The sequence below is a fragment of the Citrobacter sp. EC_71 genome, from assembly GCF_019584005.1.
Classification (GTDB): Bacteria; Pseudomonadota; Gammaproteobacteria; order Enterobacterales; family Enterobacteriaceae; genus Citrobacter; species Citrobacter werkmanii.
This window is the reverse complement of record NZ_VDAY01000001.1, coordinates 27539-46148: the sequence shown is the minus strand read 5'-3', so window position 1 is coordinate 46148 and position 18610 is coordinate 27539. Positions and strand designations below refer to the sequence as shown.

The window sequence follows — 18610 nt, the reverse complement described above, 5'->3', positions numbered from 1 at the left end:
ATTATTTTTAAATAAAAAAGCCTGGTATTAATAAAGAATGCCAGGCTGCCGAGTATAATTAATTAGCGAAATGTTTTTCTGAAATTCAACATGAAGCCTTTATCGCTGATACCATCCTCTTTCCACTGGTAAGCATCCAGATTCAGGCTGGCGTCTTTGGCGCTGTACTTCACGCCAACAGTCGCCAGACCGTTGACGCCGCCGCCTTTTTGGTCGTCGTCTACGCTAAAGGACTGGCCTGCGGCACCTTGTAGCGACGCGGTACGCTGGCTTTTGCTGTAGCTTAGATTCGGGCCGCCTTCCAGCGTGGCGCTGGCGCTCCAGCCATTTTCACCGGTGTAGTCGAGCTTCATTCCGACTATGGAATCTACGGCGGTTTCGCTGCCAGCGTTCATCGACAGGTTGAAATCCCCTGCGCTGCGCTCTTTGTAGCTGCCTTCCAGCGTGTGACGGAATTTCACCCCGACGTAAGGTGTGACTTTCAGCGCATCGCCCATCATGGTGAAGGTTTTCGCTCCTTCGCTGCGAAACTCAAGATACTGCTGACGTGCGTCGGAATCCGCCACCTTGTTGGTGTCGCCATAAGAGACAGAACGGCTACTGTCGAGGTTGTGCACGTCATAACGCAGGCTGTTGTTCCACGCCAGACCTTCATCAAATGCCATGCTGTGCTTCAGACCAAAGAACTGACTGTAGCCGCCGGTCAGGCCGTTATCGCCCGCAGTTTTCGAACCGTCGCCATCCAGACGCGCAATACCGTACTCCAGCGTCAGATTCTGGCTGGCGGTGAGATCCAACGTCTGGCGTAATGCCAGCATGTCGTACTGGGTGTCGTTGCCCAGCTCCGCACGCGGGTCGCCTTTCGCCACCACGTTGAACGCCAGGCCATCTTTAATTTGCGGCGCGGCGTCGGCCAACATGGTAAAGCGGTTGCTGAGTACACGCGCTTCACGGAATACCGTGGTGGCTTGAGCACCGCTCACCTGCTTGAGTGCGCTGTTCAGCTCGGCGGTAGTACCCACGTTAAGGCTGGTGTACAGCTCGTTGTTGGTGTAACCAGCGTCCAGCGCACTCGCCACGCCAGAAACGCTGGCGTCGGTGGCCACGTCGGCATAGGCGTTTTTGGTCATGGTGACGTCAACGTTGCCGTTGCTGTCCTGGCTACCCTGGGCGTTCCACACCACGCTGGTGGACTGGATGGCGCTTGCGTCGTACAGGTTACTACCCTCAACCACGTTGTCAAAGCTGACGCTGGTGTCGGCGGTGCCTGCGGTGAACCCGGTGTTAATTTCCACACCGTTCATGCTGGCGTTGCTGACCATCAATTTACCGGCGCTGCCATCAGCGCTGGTGCCGACTACGTAGCCCGACAGGTTGTTGGTGGCAGATGAATCTGCACTGTCGCTGGTGGTAACGGTTGTCGTGCCATCGGTAATGGTGGGTTCCGTGGGTGCCGTGAAGTCAACATAATGCACTTCCGTACCGTCGCCGTTTTCGCCGCTGCCTTCAATGGTTTTACCATCCTGCTTGATAAAGCCGGAGCCGGTCACGTTGTCATCAATGTAGACTGTGCCGTTATTGACGATATGACCGTTACTGCCCAACTGGCTGAAGGCGTAGGAGTTGCTGGCGTAAATATTGATGGTGCCGTTATTTTCGATCACTGCATCGGATTTGGCATCTGATTCCAGCTGCATCCCGACCATGCCGGTTTGCGTGGTGCCTACTGTCCCCACATTGATAGTGCCGTTATTGACCATCTTCGCGCTGCCGTGCGCGGACATCGCCACATTGTTAGTTTTATCAATGTTAATGGTGCCGTCGTTAATGGCTTTACTGCCGCCATTATTTTTCGAGGTAGTGACCTGTCCGTTAATGACGCCAGTGCTGCCGTTGTACAGCGTGTGTCCGCTCCCGCCGGTGGCGATATCGGCATCGCTGTTTACCGTCCCCCAGTTATTGAAGGTACCGGACCACAGGCCGTTATCCGCCAGCGTCATCACGCCACCTTCGAGGTTATTAAGCGTCCCGCTTTTATCGACAGAGCCGTTTTTAATTACCCCCGCGTTGTTGACGGTTGCGGCGGCGGTAAAGTTCAGCTTATCAACTTCGCCGCCTGCGTTGTTGTTCAGTACCGCACCGCCCGATGCGCCAGTCCAGGCTGTCACCGTACCGGTATTGTTCATGGTGCTGGACCATTGCTCAACCGTGTTCATGGAACCGCTGTTGTTAATAACGGAACCAGCTACCGTGGTTCCGGTTTTCCCGGTTACGGTACCAGTATTGTTGAAGACGCCGCCGTCTACGGATACCGCCGCCGTTGTCCCATCGTTGGTATAAACCCCGCCAGTGTCGATACTCACGCTGCTGATGCTACCGGTGGATTCGTTGGTCACGTCGCCATAATTTTTAACGATAACCTTGCCGCCGCTGACGGTGCCAGCGTTGGTGACATGCACGGTTCCCGTTGCGGCCGGATCGGTGATGATGGTTTTATCCGTCAGCGTTTCGCCTTCAGCGGTAATAACGCCACCATCGAGGAGAGAAAGGGAAACATTGCTGTCGGTCGGGTTGTATTCGTCGCTGTCCTGGCAATCGTCGCCAAAGCAGACCGTGCCGTAGTTAACGATGTTACTGCTGCTGTCGGTCAGGAAGGGTTTACCGTAGGCAGCTTCAATATTGATCGTGCCGCTGGTGTCGTTAATTACCAAACCGCCGTTTAACGCGGCCATACCGACCAGTTGATTTTCGTCGGTTTGTGTAACGCCTTCATCGGCAGTCAGGTTAATGGTGCCCTGGTTAATGGCTGTGCCGCCATTGAGCGCCATCATACCGAAGCCCGCATTATTGACGGTAATGGTGCCCGTATTGGTGGCGGTTGCATCGCCCTGACCGCTGTCGGTTGAGCCAGCGACCATACCCGTGCTGGTGAGATAGAGCGATGACGGATGCCAGTAACTTGTGCCGGTGATGTTGCCTTCATCATCCAGCGTCGGGACTAAGCCGTCCAGGTAGATATCACCTTCGTTCCGCGCTGTCCCTTTGCTGGCGGAAACACCATACACGCCTGCTCCCTGCAAATGGATGGTGGCACCTTCATCATTAATGACGCTACTATCTTTTCTTGTAGCTGCCATCGCGTAGAAGGTATGGTTATACCACATCAGCGGAAATTCAGCGATACCATTGTTTTCTGATGGCTTTTGGTCGGAAATAAGGGAGATATCGCCGCCGGACTGATTGTGAACCATGGAGCCTTCGCCCTCAGCGCGGACAATGGCGGTACGATCGTCATCATTGCTGCTGTTGTCGGTGGCATAGACCAGAATATCACCGCTGTTGCTGGCTTCAGCTCCGTTGCTGGCTTTTATTATGGAATAGACGCCGTGGCTGGTAATACTACCGTTGTTCTCAATTGAGGAACCTTCGCCACTGGCGAGTAATAGGGCGTTGTCGGTGAAATAGTAATTACTCACATAATGGGCACTGATATCAATGCTGGAGGCGTCAGTCAGAATTAACGAGCCGCCGTTATTGACTTGCGCCAGCGTAACCATTCCGCCCACTATGGTTGTCGTATCTATGGAAGATTGGCCGCTTAATACGACCTGGCTGTCGCCGTCAATATTAATGGCCGTGATGGATACATTGGAATCCTCAGATGAATTGTGGCTGACGTTGATACCACCGTCTATCTTGACGCTGTTGTTGTCACCGTTAACGTTCAGCCCCACAATCTGCTCGGTAGCCGAGGTCTGGGCGTTAACGTCAAAATTCAGCGCGCCGTCCAGGGTAATATCGTTGTTGTTACCGCTGACGGAAACGCCGGTTAGCGGGGAGCCACTGTCAATTTTATCTTCTTTTGCGTAATCTGCGCTCAAATTAACGTCGCCGGTGATATCAACGGCGTTGCTGTCGCCGCTCACGTTCACGCCCGTTGCGCCGCGAAATATGCCGCTGCTGTCCTGTGCTGAGTTCACGTTAATATCGCCGTCCAGCGTAATCTGCGACGTATTGCCGTTTACCAGCGCGCCTGTACCATTTAGGCTAACGTTAATATCCCCTTTATTGCTAAAGGTGTTTTGTTCGCCTGCAACCACAAACCCCACAGAGTCCCGATCGCGGACGGTGGCGTTGCCGGTATTTTTCACCTCATCGCCGGTACCGTTGGCGACGATACCCGTCGCGCCGTTGGTGACCAGCATGTCACCTGCCTGGGTCAGATTATTATCATTACCATCAATGACTGCGGCAGTAGAGCCCGCGCCATCCACGGTGATATCACCCGTATTCGCGATTCGCGCGTTATCGCCTTTGATGTACTGGCCGGTGGAGCCCGCGCCGGTGACTGTTGTGTCGCCGGTGTTATCAATCACGGCGCCGTCACCGTTAATTTGGGTTCCGGTCGCTCCGTCGGTAACGTTTAACTCGCCATCGTTAGTAATGCGCGTCTTGTCGCCAGTAATAATGATACCGGTTGAATCAGCGCCGCTTACCTCAGTGGTACCGGTATTATTGAAGGTAGTGCTGTTGCCGTTAACAAAGATGCCCGTTGCGCCGTCGGAAATATCCTGTTTCCCTTCGTTGTTAATGGTTGCGTTGTCGCCGTCAATATTCAGCCCGAAAGATCCGGCGCCGCTGGCGGTAGTATCGCCTTTGTTGTCGATGAAGACATCATCACCGGTAATTTTTGCCCCGGTAGCGCCGTCGGCCACATTGAGTTCACCATCGTTGATAACGTGCGAGTTGTCGCCATTGACGATGGAGCCGGTAGAACCCTGACCGCTGATGTTAGATATACCGGTATTATCCACCGTGGTTCTGTCGCCATCGATCACCATGCCTGTGCCGCCGCCCGTGACGTCAATGCCACCGGAAATGCGGGTGGTGGTGTCGTCACCTGAAATCAGTGCGCCGGTTGCGCCATCGACGGTGCTTTGTCCTGAAATCGTATTGGTAGTGTTGTCACCAGTAATGACGATGCCAACCGCGCCATCGCTGACAGAGGAATCACCGCTTAACGCGTTGTTTGTCCGATCGCCGGAGATGATGACGCCGGTTTTACCTGCACCGTGGGTATCAACACCGCGATCGGCGGCGTGTGACTCGTCGTCGCCCGTTGCGACTGTGGTTTGATCATCGGCAACAATCAGGTATCCCTGGCTGTCATATTTCCAGTACAGGCCGCTTCCCTGCACTGTACCTTCGATTACGGCAGCGTTGCTGTCAGTGACTTTCCAGTCTGAAACCAGCAGAGTTTTACCGTCTTCTAACGCGATCTGCCACTGATCGTCCTGTTCGGAATAATTCCACATCGCGCCGCCGAGGTCTGTGCCACTATCCAGCCTGATGTCGTCAAATGTCAGTGTATTCAATCCCTTATCGATGGTGATGCCATTACTGAAGGTAATGACTGAGGTATCATCGGGAGGTGTGGGCGTGACATCGCCGCCATCGTCGTCGGGAGGTGTGGGCGTGACATCGCCGCCATCGTCATCGGGAGGTGTGGGTGTTACATCGCTGCCGTTATCTGATGGGGTTGTAGGTGTATCATTATAGTGGGAATGACCGCCGCCATTGTTATCGATACCTATCGCTACACCGGCTGTTAGCGCAGCGATACCACCTGCGACCCATCCCCAGTGATTGTCTTGCTCTGTATAACCCGCCACGCAGCGTGCGGAGAGTTTGTTACGCTCGTCTTTTGATAATACGGATACATCAGTGGGGCAATCGTTGTCATCGTCGCTGCTATCTGCGGCTATCGCCGGGAGATAGTAAGTTTGCAACGCAAGAGCAATACCCACCGCAATGAGTTTTTTCCTTTGCATAATCGATATCCTTAAATAAATACGCACAAAATATGCCATAGAAGGCATAAATTTATTTCGATTATTATTTTGCCACTGAACAGCCGTACTTAGTCAAACTACTAAATGACTATATTATTTAGGATGTGAATTTATTTATGGATTATACGAATATAAATGGGATGTTTTGCAATGAATTCATAAATTAGAGCGAAAAATCATCTCCTTGGTGAATGAATTTAGTTTTTCTTAATTTAAATTTGAGAATAAAGAATGAATGACAGGAATGATAAATGCCCTGAATAACAGGGCATAATTTGAATTAATGGTTCGAAAACCAGTTCAGCTTATCGCGAAGGCCTACCACACGACCAACAATAATTAGCGCTGGGCTTTCAACCTGTTGCGCTAATTCCCCGAGCTGCGTCAGCACACCGTTGACGACGCGTTGTTTCACGGAGGTGCCGTTTTCTACAAGTGCAACCGGCATATCGGGCTGCATGCCAAATTCGATCAGTTTTTCCTGAATCGTGGCCGCCTGGTTCAGCCCCATGTAGAACACCAGCGTCTGTTTCTCTGCCGCCAGATTTTCCCAGTCCAGCTCGCCGCCGGTTTTCAGGTGCCCGGTAACCAGACGAACGCTCTGGGCGTAATCACGATGGGTCAGTGGAATGCCGGAATAGGCGGAACAACCGGAGGCTGCGGTAATACCCGGTACGACAGAGAATGGAATACCGGCGTGGCAAAGCGTTTCCAGCTCTTCGCCACCGCGACCAAAGATGAACGGGTCGCCACCTTTCAGTCTCACGACGCGTTTACCCTGTTGCGCTTCACGCAGCAGGATCTGGTTAATCTCTTCCTGCGGTACGCAGTGGTAACCCGCGCGTTTACCGACGAATACCCGGTCCGCATCGCGGCGCACGAGGTTCATAATATCGTCGGAAACCAGACGGTCATAAACCACTACGTCGGCTTGCTGGATCTGCTGCAGCCCTTTCAACGTTAGTAACCCGGCATCGCCAGGACCGGCGCCAACCAGCACCACTTCACCACGGTGATCCAGTGGTTCGCTGAGCAACTGCTCGGTGGTTTCCTCGACAGCTTTACGATCGTTGTTTGCCAGCGACTGCGCCAGGCGGTCATTAATGAACAATTTTTCCCAGAAGCGGCGACGTTCACCCATACTGGCAAACTGGTTTTTAACCCGGGAACGCAGCTTGCCCGCATACTGTGCGACCTGGCCAAGATGCTGAGGCAGCATGGATTCGAGTCTTTCACGCAGCAGACGGGCCAGCACCGGTGAAGTGCCGCCAGAGGAGACCGCCACCATCAGCGGCGAGCGGTCGATAATGGAGGGCATGATAAAACTGGCTGCTTTTGGCGCATCGACCACGTTGCAGAAGATACGGCGTGATTCTGCTGCGGTGCTGACGCTTTGGTTAACGGCATCGTCATCGGTGGCGGCGATAACCAGCCAGCAAGGATCGAGCAGGGACTCATCAAACGGCCCCTCAACCAGCGTCAGCATGCCTTCATTTGCCCATACGGTGAACTGCGGAATAAACGCCAGCGCATTAACCGTTATACGGGCGCCCGCTTCCAGCAGTAACCGCGCTTTGCGTTCTGCGACATCACCACCGCCGACGATCAAGCAGTCGCGGTCACGTAGTTGACAAAATATAGGCAAATGGTCCACGACATTACCCCTTAATTATTGGCAGCAGCCTCTGGCTGATTGATTTTTGCCGGAGCCGGACGCTCCGATTTTGGCGTAGCATACCAATAACCCAATCCCATGAATACGACACCGGACAAAGTATTACCGAGTGTCACCCACAACAGGTTATGACCAATTCCGGCCAGGGTATAGGCTTCGCTATGATGACCGAACCAGGAGAGGGCAAACAGCGTCATGTTGGCAACCGAGTGTTCGTAGCCGGAAGCAATAAATGCCAGTAAACACCACCAGATAGCGAGGAATTTCGCTGCGCCTTCGGTACGAATTGCCATCCAGATTGCCAGACAAACCAACCAGTTACACAGCGCGCCTTTGAAGAACAGCACCGTTGCAGGCGCTGTGGTTTTCGCCAGTGCAACCGAATGCACGATGCTGGTATCGACCGGCAACAGGCTGCCGCCGCCCCAGCTATAAAGCAGGGCGACAAACACGGATCCGACCAGATTACCCAGCCAGGTTTGCGGCAAAATTGCCCACATTTGACCGTGGCTGATGGTGCCCGCTTTAACGCCGAGCGTCAGGAACATGGTGTGACCGGTAAACAGTTCAGAACCCGCGATGATGACCAGCGTTAAGGCGATACCAAAGGTTGCACCCATCACCAGAGGACGTACGGATGGGTCGAGCAGATTGCCGAGGGTGAAAATAAGAATGATGCCAAGACCGACATAAGCCCCTGCCATTGCTGAACTGACCCAGAATCCGAGCGGGTTATTAGCCGACAGGCGTGCGATGCGCGCAGCATTAGCCGCACACTTATTGATAGTGTCTGTAAACATTTGATTATCCTTGAAGTACAAAAAATAAAAAAAAGTAACCGTAGGCCGGATAAGGCATTTATGCCGCCATCCGGCAATGTGCTTGTGCAATTGCCTGATGGCGCTACGCTTATCAGGCCTACAAATACGTCAAAAAAGGGGAGGCGTTGCGCCTCCCAAAAATTTATTAACCGCGCAACTGCACCGTGCCGTCTTTTACTCGCGCTTCGTAATGTTTTACCGAGAACTGTTCGTCTTCCATGCACAGCCCATCGCTTAAACGAAAGCGCTGTTTTTTCAGCGGGCTGGCGACCCACAGTTCTCCCTGATGTTCAGCGATCAAACCACGAGAAAGCACGCTGGACTCAAAGAACGGATCGATGTTGCTGATCGCAAACACCTGGTCGCTGTGATACGGGCGGAAAATCGCAACTTGTTCAGTACCTAACAGGGCACAGACGCCTGTTGCAGGCAGAATGTCATCGATTTTGCAGATGTTTTGCCACTGGCTCATGCGTTTTCCTCCACCAGAGTCACCGGGATACGCTCATAAGGCGTTGCCGGACGATGTTGTTCACGTTCAGGCACAACCTGGACGTTCGGGTCGCGTTTGTCGCTGTTGATGAAGTGCTTGAAGCGAACCTGCGCAGATGGGGTGTTAACGGTTTCTGTCCACTCGCAGACCACCGCTTCACGCAGACGGGCCATCTCTTCTTCCAGATGTTCGTTCAGGCCCAGCTTGTCGTCGATGATGACCGATTTCAGATACTCGATGCCGCCTTCCAGGTTGTCTAACCATGGTGCGGTACGGGTCAGTTTGTCGGCAGTGCGGATGTAGAACATCATGAAGCGGTCGAGATACTTGAGCAGCGTTTCGCGATCGATATCCGCAGCCAGCAGATCCGCATGACGAGGTTTCATCCCGCCGTTACCGCAAACGTACAGGTTCCAGCCTTTTTCCGTGGCGATGATACCCACGTCTTTGCCCTGGGCTTCCGCGCATTCACGGGTACATCCGGAGACACCGAACTTCATCTTGTGCGGCGTGCGGATGCCTTTGTAGCGGTTTTCCAGCTCGACGCCGAAACCGACGCTATCGCCCACGCCGTAGCGGCACCAGGTGCTGCCCACGCAGGTTTTCGCCATACGCAATGCTTTAGCATAGGCGTGACCGGTTTCAAAACCGGCTTCAATCAACTGGCGCCAGATTTCCGGCAGGTCATCTTTCTGCGCGCCGAACAGGCCAATACGCTGAGAGCCGGTGATTTTGGTATACAGGTTAAATTCACGTGCGATACGCCCCACGGCCACCAGACCTTCAGGGGTGATTTCACCGCCAGCGGAGCGCGGGATTACAGAGTAGGTGCCGTCTTTCTGGATATTCGCCAGGAAGTTGTCGTTGGTGTCTTGCAGCGGCGTGTGCTGAGGTTTGAGAATGTACTCATTCCAGCACGAGGCCAGCAGGGAACCGACGGTCGGTTTACACACTTCACAGCCGTAGCCTTTCCCATGTTTTGCCAGCAACTCTTCGAAGGTTTTAATGCCTTCTACGCGAATGAGATGGAACAGTTCCTGACGCGAGTACGGGAAGTGTTCACACAGGTTGTCGTTAACTTCAATACCCTGTTTCGCCAGTTCAGCGTTCAGGACCTGCGTTACCAGTGGGATACACCCACCGCAACCGGTACCGGCTTTGGTTTCAGCTTTCAGCGCCGCAACGGTGTGGCAACCTTTATTGATAGCAGCAACCAGCATGCCTTTGGTGACGTCGAAGCAGGAACAAATCTGCGCGCTGTCCGGCAGTTTATCGACGCCGATAGACGGTTTGCCGCTGCCCGCGTGCGCAGGCAGGATCAATGAGTCCGGGTTTTCCGGCAGTTCGATAGCGTTCAGCACCAGTTGCAGCAGATTGCCGTAATCGCTGGTGTCGCCCACCAGAACCGCGCCGAGCAGCGTTTTGTTATCTTTGCTGACAATGAGGCGTTTGTAGACTTCTTTGCTCTCGTCGAGGTAAACGTAGCTGCGCGCACCTGGTGTGCGGCCATGCGCGTCGCCAATCCCGCCAACGTCAACGCCGAGTAGCTTCAGCTTGGCGCTTAAATCTGCGCCTTCGAAGGCGTTTTCGGTTTCGAGGATATGGTCAACGGCGACCTGCGCCATTTTGTAGCCGGGAGCCACCAGACCATATACACGGTTGTTCCAGCTGGCGCATTCGCCGATGGCATAGATGTCCGGGTCAGAAGTCTGGCAGGTGTCGTTAATCACGATCCCACCGCGCGGAGCGACGTCCAGACCGCACTGGGTAGCCAGTTTGTCGCGTGGACGAATACCGGTAGAGAAAACGATAAAGTCGACCTCCAGTTCGCTACCATCGGCAAAACGCATGGTTTTGCGCGCTTCGACGCCTTCCTGGACAATCTCTTTCGTGTTTTTGCTGGTGTGCACTCGCACGCCCATGCTTTCAATTTTGCGACGTAACTGCTCGCCACCCATATGATCCAGCTGTTCAGCCATCAGCATCGGAGCGAATTCAATCACGTGGGTTTCAACGCCGAGGTTTTTCAGCGCACCGGCGGCTTCCAGGCCCAGCAGGCCACCGCCGACGACAGCACCGCGTTTGCTACGGCGCGCGCAAGACTCAATGGCGTTGAGGTCTTCAATGGTGCGGTAAACGAAGCAGTCCTGGGTTTCCGAACCTTTAATCGGCGGGATCCACGGATAAGAGCCAGTCGCCATGATCAGCTTATCGTAATAAACCGTACGACCCGCGCTGGAGTGGATCACCTTCTCCTGGCGGTTGATGGTAATTGCGCGCTCGCCGACTAATACCTTAACGCCGTGCTTCTCGTAGAATCCTTCGCGCACCAGAGAAAGCTCTTCGGCGGTGTGGTGGGAGAAGTAGGAAGACAGGTGTACGCGGTCGTACGCTTTGCGGGGTTCTTCACAGAAGACGGTAATATCAAAATTGGCAGCGTCGGATTTATCAAGAAGATCCTCAATAAAGCGATGGCCGACCATACCATTACCGATAATAGCGAGTCTGACTTTGCTCATTTTTGCCTCGATTTCTTTTCTATTACCGCCTACCTTAACGATTCAGCTACCCCGCTTATTGATACAAATCAAATTCGCCCTCATATACTCCTTAAGAGGTATATAACTGATTTACCTACATTTTTATAAGTTACGGAATTGACTGGCTTTTAGTGTTTGTATAAAAAGCGCACAAATTAAGGGGTTTTTGTATGAATTGGCCTACATCACCAATGGAGGAAGGGATGCCAGGGATATGCCGGATGGCGAGAACACCATCCGGCCGTGAGATTAATGCGTGGCCGGCGCGTTATGCTGGCGATGGCGCGTAACAAACCCAAGAATAAAGCACATTACGAACACAACGGCATACAAGCCGTTAGCTGTTTGCAGTGCCGCCATTGGACCGCTATGAGCGACGATCGGGCCAGTGACGACGAAAGTAAGCATGGTACCGATGGTGCCGCAGGTCAGAATGAAGTTAACCAGTTTAGGTGAGGCGACCTTCGTCTGCTGGGAACCGAGGGTAATAATGGTGGTATAAATCGCGCTGGAGAAGAAGCCCAGCGTCAGAATGAACCACGGCATATGCTCCGGCGTACCGGTGATAAACAGATACATCAGGACGGTGGCCAAACCCGCCAGTACCGTCAGGATGCGCTGCAAATCGAAGAAACGCAGAATAAAGCTAAACGCCCACATGCCAACCATGTAAGACATCCAGAAGTCGCTGACCAGTTTACCCGCATCACCCAGGCTCATACCCAGACTTTTGGCATATTCCGGTACCCATGAGATAAAACCAAGCTGGCCGAGGATGTAACATAAAGCCGCAATGGACAGAAACAGTACGCCAATGCCCCATTTTTCTTTTACTACCGGTGCGTCTGACTGCTGCGCGTGTTTGCCCAGCGCAGGGAATTCGCAACCGAAGGTCAGCAGGAAAATAGCGACATAGACCAGGCCGATGCAGGCATAAACCCAGTACCATTCAATGCTGCGCGCTAGCAGAAATGCTGCCACCATCGGGAAAATCATGCCAGCCATGCTGAAGAAAGAGTCCGTAAACAGCAGGCGAGAACCGCGCTGGCGACCTTCATACATCTGCGTGACCAGGAATGTACCAATCGACATGGTGATACCGCTCACCAGCCCAAGGACAAACATTGCTGCTGAGAACAAGGCCAGGCTATGGCTGAGCATCAGTCCGGCGACCGCCAGAACCATCAGGATAAAGCCAAAGCGCAACTGGGTTTTCAGGGGCACAATCTCCATCAGCCATGCATTCAGAAAGATAGAGATCAGGATGCCGGCATTCAGGAAAGTGAAGGTGTTACTCATACTGGAAACGGGCAAATGAAAGTAATCTGCGATATTTCCCATCACCATCCCGGTGACAATTACCAACGCGCCTGTCAGGGCGTAGGAGAGAAAGCTAATCCATGTGAGCTTAATGCGGTTGCTGTTAGTCATGACTGGCCTGTATAGAAGTGTAAGGCGCATTGACTGCGCCGTGAGCGGGCAGATTTTAGGCGCTTTAGTGACGCATTTAAATATTTAATGGCAATAACTTGCTCCGTTACATTTTTGTATGTGATCTCGATCACAATGAGTATTGCGACTGTGAGGTTACATTTGTTTCAAGTACGTAAAATTAAGTAAAGGGATGGCCTTGTCCTTGAAGGCTCTTTAGAATCAATTCACTTGCTTCATTTCTGCTCTTGTTAAGGAATTCTCATGCTCAAATCGACTCTGGCGGCTGTTGCAGCTGTTCTCGCTCTTTCCGCTCTCTCCCCTGCAGCACTGGCAGCAAAAGGTGACCCACATGTCCTGCTGACCACCTCTGCGGGTAACATTGAGCTGGAGCTGAACAGCCAGAAAGCCCCGGTTTCAGTGCAAAACTTTGTCGATTATGTGAACAGTGGTTTCTATAACAACACCACGTTCCACCGTGTGATCCCGGGCTTTATGGTACAGGGCGGCGGCTTCACCGAGCAGATGCAGCAGAAGAAACCTAACCCGCCAATCAAGAATGAAGCCGATAACGGGCTGCGTAACACCCGTGGCACGATTGCGATGGCGCGTACAGCAGATAAAGACAGCGCGACCAGCCAGTTCTTTATCAACATCGCAGACAACGCTTTCCTCGATCACGGCCAACGCGACTTTGGCTATACTGTATTCGGTAAAGTTGTGAAAGGTATGGATGTCGCGGATAAGATCTCTCAGGTACAGACCCATGATGTTGGTCCTTACCAGAATGTCCCGTCAAAACCGATTGTTATCCTTTCAGCTAAAGTCCTGCCGTAATCGTATTTTGCGCGGGTAGTTCCTGCCCGCGTTCTCTCCCTTCTCTGCGTAACCCGAAATTGCTGCTTATACTTGTGGCAAGTGCCGCTTACATTCAGGGAGGTCACGTGAAAAAACTCACCGATAAACAAAAGTCCAGACTCTGGGAGCAACGGCGTAATGTCAATTTCCAGGGAAGCCGACGACTGGAAGGCGTGGATATTCCACAGGTTACTCTGAACGCGGAAGACGCCCTGGCGCGTCTGGAAGAGTTGAGGAGGCACTATGAGCGATAAATTCGGTGATGGACGTGACCCTTATCTGTACCCCGGTCTGAATGTGATGCGTAACCGCCTGGGGATTCATCAGGCCCAGCGTCTGGCACAAGCGGCATACGAATTAACAGCACTGCGCGCCGCGACGATTGAGTTGGGGCCTTTAAAGCGTGGCTTGCCACACCTGTGCGCCATTCATCGCCAGTTATACCAGGATATTTTCGACTGGGCGGGGCAGTTGCGGGAAGTTGATATCTACCAGGGCGATACACGCTTTTGCCATTTCGCCTATATCGAGAAAGAGGGCAATGCGCTGATGCAGGACCTGGAAGAGGAGTCCTGGCTGGTGGGATTGCCGGAAGACAAATTTGTCGATCGCCTCGCGCACTATTATTGCGAAATTAATGTGCTGCATCCGTTTCGTATTGGTAGCGGTCTCGCGCAGCGTATTTTCTTCGAACAGTTAGCGATTCATGCCGGGTATATGCTGAGCTGGGATGACATTCAGGTTGAGGAGTGGAACCAGGCGAACCAGAGCGGGGCAATGGGCGACCTGACCGCCCTGCGGGCGATATTTCGTAAAGTGGTAAGCGAAGCCCCGGAAACTGAGTAGAATAGCGCGGGTCTTATGTACCGGAGCCGCCATGATCCTGCTTATCGATAACTATGATTCTTTTACCTGGAACCTGTACCAATACTTTTGCGAACTGGGCGCTGATGTTCTCGTCAGGCGTAACGACGAGCTGACGCTGTCGCAAATCGACGCGCTGAATCCGCAAAAAATCGTGATTTCCCCAGGCCCCTGCACGCCGGATGATGCCGGTATCTCGCTGGATGTAATTCGCCATTTCGCGGGCAACATCCCGCTGCTGGGCGTGTGTCTCGGCCACCAGGCGATGGCGCAGGCGTTTGGCGCGACCGTGGTTCGGGCAGCAAAAGTGATGCACGGTAAAACCTCGCCGATTACGCATAACGGGCAGGGCGTTTTTCAGGGACTCGCCAACCCATTAACCGTGACACGCTACCATTCTCTGGTGGTTGCCCCCGAAACGCTTCCTGACTGCTTTGAAGTGACCGCCTGGAGTGAGACACAGGAGATCATGGGTATTCGCCACCGTGAGTGGGATCTGGAAGGTGTGCAGTTTCACCCGGAGAGTATTCTCAGCGAACAGGGACATCAGCTGCTGGATAATTTCCTCCAACGGTGATTTATGGTTGCTATTTAGTGATTTTTTATTCATATTTTGTGATTATAATTTCACTAGCATTTCTGCTTAACAGGGTGGTAATGACATGGCAACTGAACAAACTGCGATTACGCGCGCGACATTCGATGAAGTAATTCTGCCGATTTATGCACCGGCTGAGTTTATCCCGGTAAAAGGAAAAGGGAGTCGAGTCTGGGATCAACAGGGCAAAGAGTATGTTGATTTTGCGGGCGGCATTGCAGTTACCGCGTTAGGGCATTGCCATCCGGCGCTGGTTGAGGCGTTAAAAACCCAGGGCGAAACCCTGTGGCACACCAGTAACGTTTTCACCAACGAACCAGCGTTGCGCTTAGGTCGTAAAATCATTGATGCGACCTTTGCTGAACGCGTGCTGTTCATGAACTCCGGTACCGAAGCCAACGAAACCGCCTTTAAGCTGGCGCGTCATTATGCCTGCGTACGCCACAGCCCGTTCAAAACCAAAATCATTGCCTTTCATAATGCGTTTCACGGTCGTTCGCTGTTTACCGTATCTGTTGGTGGGCAACCGAAATATTCCGACGGCTTTGGACCAAAACCGGCGGATATCATCCATGTGCCGTTTAACGATCTGCATGCGGTAAAAGCGGTGATGGACGATCACACCTGTGCGGTGGTGGTTGAGCCAATTCAGGGGGAAGGCGGCGTTACTGCGGCAACCCCGGAATTCCTGCAAGGTTTACGTGAACTCTGCGACCAGCATCAGGCGCTGCTGGTATTTGATGAAGTGCAGTGTGGGATGGGGCGTACCGGCGATTTATTTGCCTATATGCACTACGGCGTGACGCCGGATATCCTCACCAGTGCTAAGGCGCTCGGCGGCGGCTTCCCGGTGAGCGCCATGTTGACCACCCAGGAAATTGCCTCCGCGTTCCACGTGGGTTCGCACGGTTCCACTTACGGCGGTAATCCACTGGCCTGTGCAGTTGCAGATGCCGCGTTTGATATCATCAACACCCCGGAAGTGCTGGAAGGTATTCAGGGCAAACGTCAGAAGTTTGTCCAGCATTTGCAGCAGATTAATCAGCAGTTCGATATTTTCAGCGATATTCGCGGCATGGGGCTGCTGATTGGCGCCGAGCTGAAGCCGCAGTTTAAAGGCCGGGCGCGCGATTTCCTCTACGCCGCCGCGCACGAAGGGGTGATGGTGTTGAATGCCGGGCCGGACGTGATGCGTTTCGCGCCGTCGCTGGTGGTGGAAGACGCGGATATCGAGGAAGGGATGCAGCGTTTCGCGCAGGCTGTCGCGAAGGTGGTGGGCTGATTGCCTGATGGCGGCGCGAGCGCCTTATCCGGCCTACAGGGTAAGGTTTGATTCGTAGGCCGGATAAGCGTAGCGCATCCGGCAGTCGATCTTAACCTTTCATATCCCGCAGTCGGCGGCTCAACCAGATGCCGTGGTGTGGGCGCTGACGCCATGCGACCGACGAAATGGTGTGCATGGTGTTCAGATGCCCCAGAACCCGCTGCAGATGCTGCTCCAGGGTGCTTAACGGACCGTGGGACAGCATCTCTGGTGCCTCGAGAATATTCACATCGCCCGAGCTTCCCGGTCCGTCATATTCCAGCCGCTGCTGACAGCGCTGGAGCGCGATTTCGCAGGACTCCAGATACCGCTGTGCCAAATCCGGCGTCAGCATCGTATGTTCCCTCGCCAGCGTGGTCATCGCGTTGATGTGTTCGACAATAAACTGGCTGTGCGTGACCCACAGTTTCATATCTGCCAGATAGTGCGAGTTAAATCCCGGCTCCTGCATTGCCTGATTCAGTGAGTTAAACAGCGTGTTATGCGCCTGGTTGACCCGCATGCGTTGATACGCCAGCGGCGTGGCCTGCGGATCGTTGCTGAGGATCAGGCGAATGGCTTCCTGATCGGCTTCTAACGCATCGTGGGCGTTCTTACGCAACAGACCACTCTGCCACTGTGGCCACAGCCAGAGCGTGCCGCCAAAGGCGATTAAGCAGCCAATCACCGTGTCGACAAACCGCGGTACGATAAATTGTTCCCCGTTAAGCGTCAGCAGTTGCAGGGTGTATACCGCCGTAACCGTAAAGCCAACGGTGGCCCAGCCGTAGTTTTTGCGAATGATCAGATAGCTGCCTAACGTGATCAGCAACATGCCTGCCAGCGTGAAACCTTCCTGAATATGAAAGTGCAATGTGACGCCCGCAATCACCAGTCCGACGAGCGTCCCCACCGAACGATGCAAAATACGCACCCGGGTCGCCCCATAGCCATTTTGCGTGACGAACAGGATCGTCATCAAAATCCAGTAAGGTTTAGGCAGATGTAAGGCGCTACCCATCAGGCTGGCGATACTCAGCATGACGCTTATGCGCCCGGCGTTACGCAGCGCCGGGGATTTCAACGACAGATAGTTTTTCAGCGCCGGGATCAACGGCAACCGCCGCTGTTTGTCTGCCATTAAATCACGGGCATACAGCGGGCGCTGGGTCCGCAGCACACGAGCAATACGGCTGAAGTGCCAGTAGCAAAATTGCCCCACCGGATTGTCCGGATGCTGGTTGGCGATTTTCTCCAGCGAGCCAATCTGCTTTTCCATTGAGAAACGAGTCGGTAAGCGGTGATACAAGATATCATCGGCCAGTACGCGCAGGCGGGCGGCGACGGTACGCGCGTTCCAGCGAATCACCTGTTCCGCGTGGCTTCGCTCGACCAGCTTTTGCACCTCTTCCGGCTGATGCAAGCTAACTGAAATATGTTCCTGTAAATCGAGCGCTTCCTGAAAGGCACGCAACAGTCGCTTGTATTCATTATTGTGATGCGCCGACAGCATATGCATTTGCTGGTAGCACTGGGTAATCAGATCCACCGCCTTTTGTTGACGAACCAGCAACGGAGGCAGCGCTTTTTCTGGATCGGCATGCTGGGTCAGCAGACTGTACTTGGCCTCACAGTAATCGGCTAATTCGCGGTACAACAGGCTGAGCGATTCACGCAGTGGCTGCTCACGCCACATCCAGAACCAGAACCAGTTGAACAGACCGTACCACAACGTACCCAGTGCATAGATCAGCAATGGCTCCCAGACGGGCATGTTCCCGGCAAGGCTTAGCGTGAAAATTGCCGCGATGAGTGAGGCTGGCAGCAGTCGCGCATGCAACGGGCTTAGCTCGGCGGTTACGCCAAGAATCAGCGTCAGGCCGGTGAGGATGAGCGGCAGTGGTATATCTTTTGCCAGCAGTAACTGCATGATCAGGCTGCAACCGGCAAACAGCGATGCGCCAATAACTAAACGTTTAAAAAAGCGTTTATGCGGGGTATCAAGACCGGCAATGTTGCAACAGGCAGGGACGAGGGAAAACAGAAGCCCCAGATGAAGCTGACCAATGATAAGACCGACGGCCACAGGTAAACACAGCACCAGGGTCTGTCGTAGTGCGTAGTTGATCTCGGGGTGATAAATCAGTCTTCGCCACATCGGAGCAAACAAAAATG

General features: G+C 53.4%; 12 protein-coding genes. 5 read left to right on the top strand and 7 right to left on the bottom strand.

Annotated elements, in window-relative coordinates:
• Positions 1-62: 62 nt before the first annotated feature.
• The 6 genes from FHD02_RS00220 to tsgA all read right to left on the bottom strand — a co-directional run bounded on the left by FHD02_RS00220 (position 63) and on the right by tsgA (position 12812).
• Positions 63-5831, bottom strand: a complete 5769-nt coding sequence (locus FHD02_RS00220; RefSeq protein ID WP_137361501.1) for an autotransporter outer membrane beta-barrel domain-containing protein — start codon at positions 5829-5831, stop codon at positions 63-65.
• A gap of 301 nt (positions 5832-6132) precedes the next feature.
• Positions 6133-7506, bottom strand: coding sequence for a siroheme synthase CysG (cysG, locus tag FHD02_RS00215; protein ID WP_137361500.1), 1374 nt, complete (start codon positions 7504-7506; stop codon positions 6133-6135).
• An 11-nt stretch (positions 7507-7517) separates the two neighbouring features.
• Positions 7518-8327: a nitrite transporter NirC gene (gene nirC / locus FHD02_RS00210; RefSeq protein ID WP_069323809.1), complete on the bottom strand. Its 810-nt coding sequence runs from the start codon at positions 8325-8327 to the stop codon at positions 7518-7520.
• A 166-nt stretch (positions 8328-8493) separates the two neighbouring features.
• On the bottom strand, positions 8494-8820 hold the full coding sequence (gene nirD, locus FHD02_RS00205) for a nitrite reductase small subunit NirD (protein WP_042312029.1): 327 nt from the start codon (positions 8818-8820) through the stop codon (positions 8494-8496).
• The gene (nirB, locus tag FHD02_RS00200; RefSeq protein WP_220393428.1) at positions 8817-11360 is read right to left on the bottom strand and encodes an NADPH-nitrite reductase large subunit; all 2544 of its coding nucleotides are present in this window, start codon (positions 11358-11360) and stop codon (positions 8817-8819) included. Before nirB ends, nirD begins: the two co-directional genes overlap by 4 nt.
• Positions 11361-11630: 270 nt before the next feature.
• Positions 11631-12812 (bottom strand): MFS transporter TsgA, encoded by a 1182-nt coding sequence (gene tsgA / locus FHD02_RS00195; protein ID WP_038634817.1) that lies wholly within the window; start codon positions 12810-12812, stop codon positions 11631-11633.
• A 264-nt stretch (positions 12813-13076) separates the two neighbouring features.
• Between tsgA and ppiA the strand changes: the two genes are divergently transcribed.
• From ppiA to FHD02_RS00170, 5 genes are all read left to right on the top strand, one after another.
• On the top strand, positions 13077-13649 hold the full coding sequence (gene ppiA, locus FHD02_RS00190) for a peptidylprolyl isomerase A (protein WP_220393427.1): 573 nt from the start codon (positions 13077-13079) through the stop codon (positions 13647-13649).
• Between the two features lie 107 nt (positions 13650-13756).
• On the top strand, positions 13757-13924 hold the full coding sequence (locus FHD02_RS00185; protein WP_064507016.1) for a YhfG family protein: 168 nt from the start codon (positions 13757-13759) through the stop codon (positions 13922-13924).
• Positions 13914-14516: a putative adenosine monophosphate-protein transferase Fic gene (locus FHD02_RS00180; RefSeq protein ID WP_079225890.1), complete on the top strand. Its 603-nt coding sequence runs from the start codon at positions 13914-13916 to the stop codon at positions 14514-14516. Before FHD02_RS00185 ends, FHD02_RS00180 begins: the two co-directional genes overlap by 11 nt.
• Before the next feature lie 31 nt (positions 14517-14547).
• Positions 14548-15111, top strand: coding sequence for an aminodeoxychorismate synthase component 2 (pabA, locus tag FHD02_RS00175; RefSeq protein WP_042312037.1), 564 nt, complete (start codon positions 14548-14550; stop codon positions 15109-15111).
• Positions 15112-15196: 85 nt separating this feature from the next.
• Positions 15197-16414, top strand: coding sequence for an aspartate aminotransferase family protein (locus FHD02_RS00170; RefSeq protein WP_137361497.1), 1218 nt, complete (start codon positions 15197-15199; stop codon positions 16412-16414).
• Between the two features lie 91 nt (positions 16415-16505).
• Here the strand turns inward: FHD02_RS00170 and FHD02_RS00165 are convergent, their stop codons facing one another.
• Positions 16506-18593 (bottom strand): YccS/YhfK family putative transporter, encoded by a 2088-nt coding sequence (locus tag FHD02_RS00165; protein WP_137361496.1) that lies wholly within the window; start codon positions 18591-18593, stop codon positions 16506-16508.
• Positions 18594-18610: the final 17 nt, after the last annotated feature.

Coding starts and splice junctions, on each gene's coding strand:
- FHD02_RS00220 (WP_137361501.1), bottom strand. CDS start 5,831: ATGCAAAGGAAAAAACTCATTGCGGTGGGTATTGCTCTTGCGTTGCAA.
- nirC (WP_069323809.1), bottom strand. CDS start 8,327: ATGTTTACAGACACTATCAATAAGTGTGCGGCTAATGCTGCGCGCATC.
- nirD (WP_042312029.1), bottom strand. CDS start 8,820: ATGAGCCAGTGGCAAAACATCTGCAAAATCGATGACATTCTGCCTGCA.
- nirB (WP_220393428.1), bottom strand. CDS start 11,360: ATGAGCAAAGTCAGACTCGCTATTATCGGTAATGGTATGGTCGGCCAT.
- tsgA (WP_038634817.1), bottom strand. CDS start 12,812: ATGACTAACAGCAACCGCATTAAGCTCACATGGATTAGCTTTCTCTCC.
- ppiA (WP_220393427.1), top strand. CDS start 13,077: ATGCTCAAATCGACTCTGGCGGCTGTTGCAGCTGTTCTCGCTCTTTCC.
- FHD02_RS00180 (WP_079225890.1), top strand. CDS start 13,914: ATGAGCGATAAATTCGGTGATGGACGTGACCCTTATCTGTACCCCGGT.
- pabA (WP_042312037.1), top strand. CDS start 14,548: ATGATCCTGCTTATCGATAACTATGATTCTTTTACCTGGAACCTGTAC.
- FHD02_RS00170 (WP_137361497.1), top strand. CDS start 15,197: ATGGCAACTGAACAAACTGCGATTACGCGCGCGACATTCGATGAAGTA.
- FHD02_RS00165 (WP_137361496.1), bottom strand. CDS start 18,593: ATGTGGCGAAGACTGATTTATCACCCCGAGATCAACTACGCACTACGA.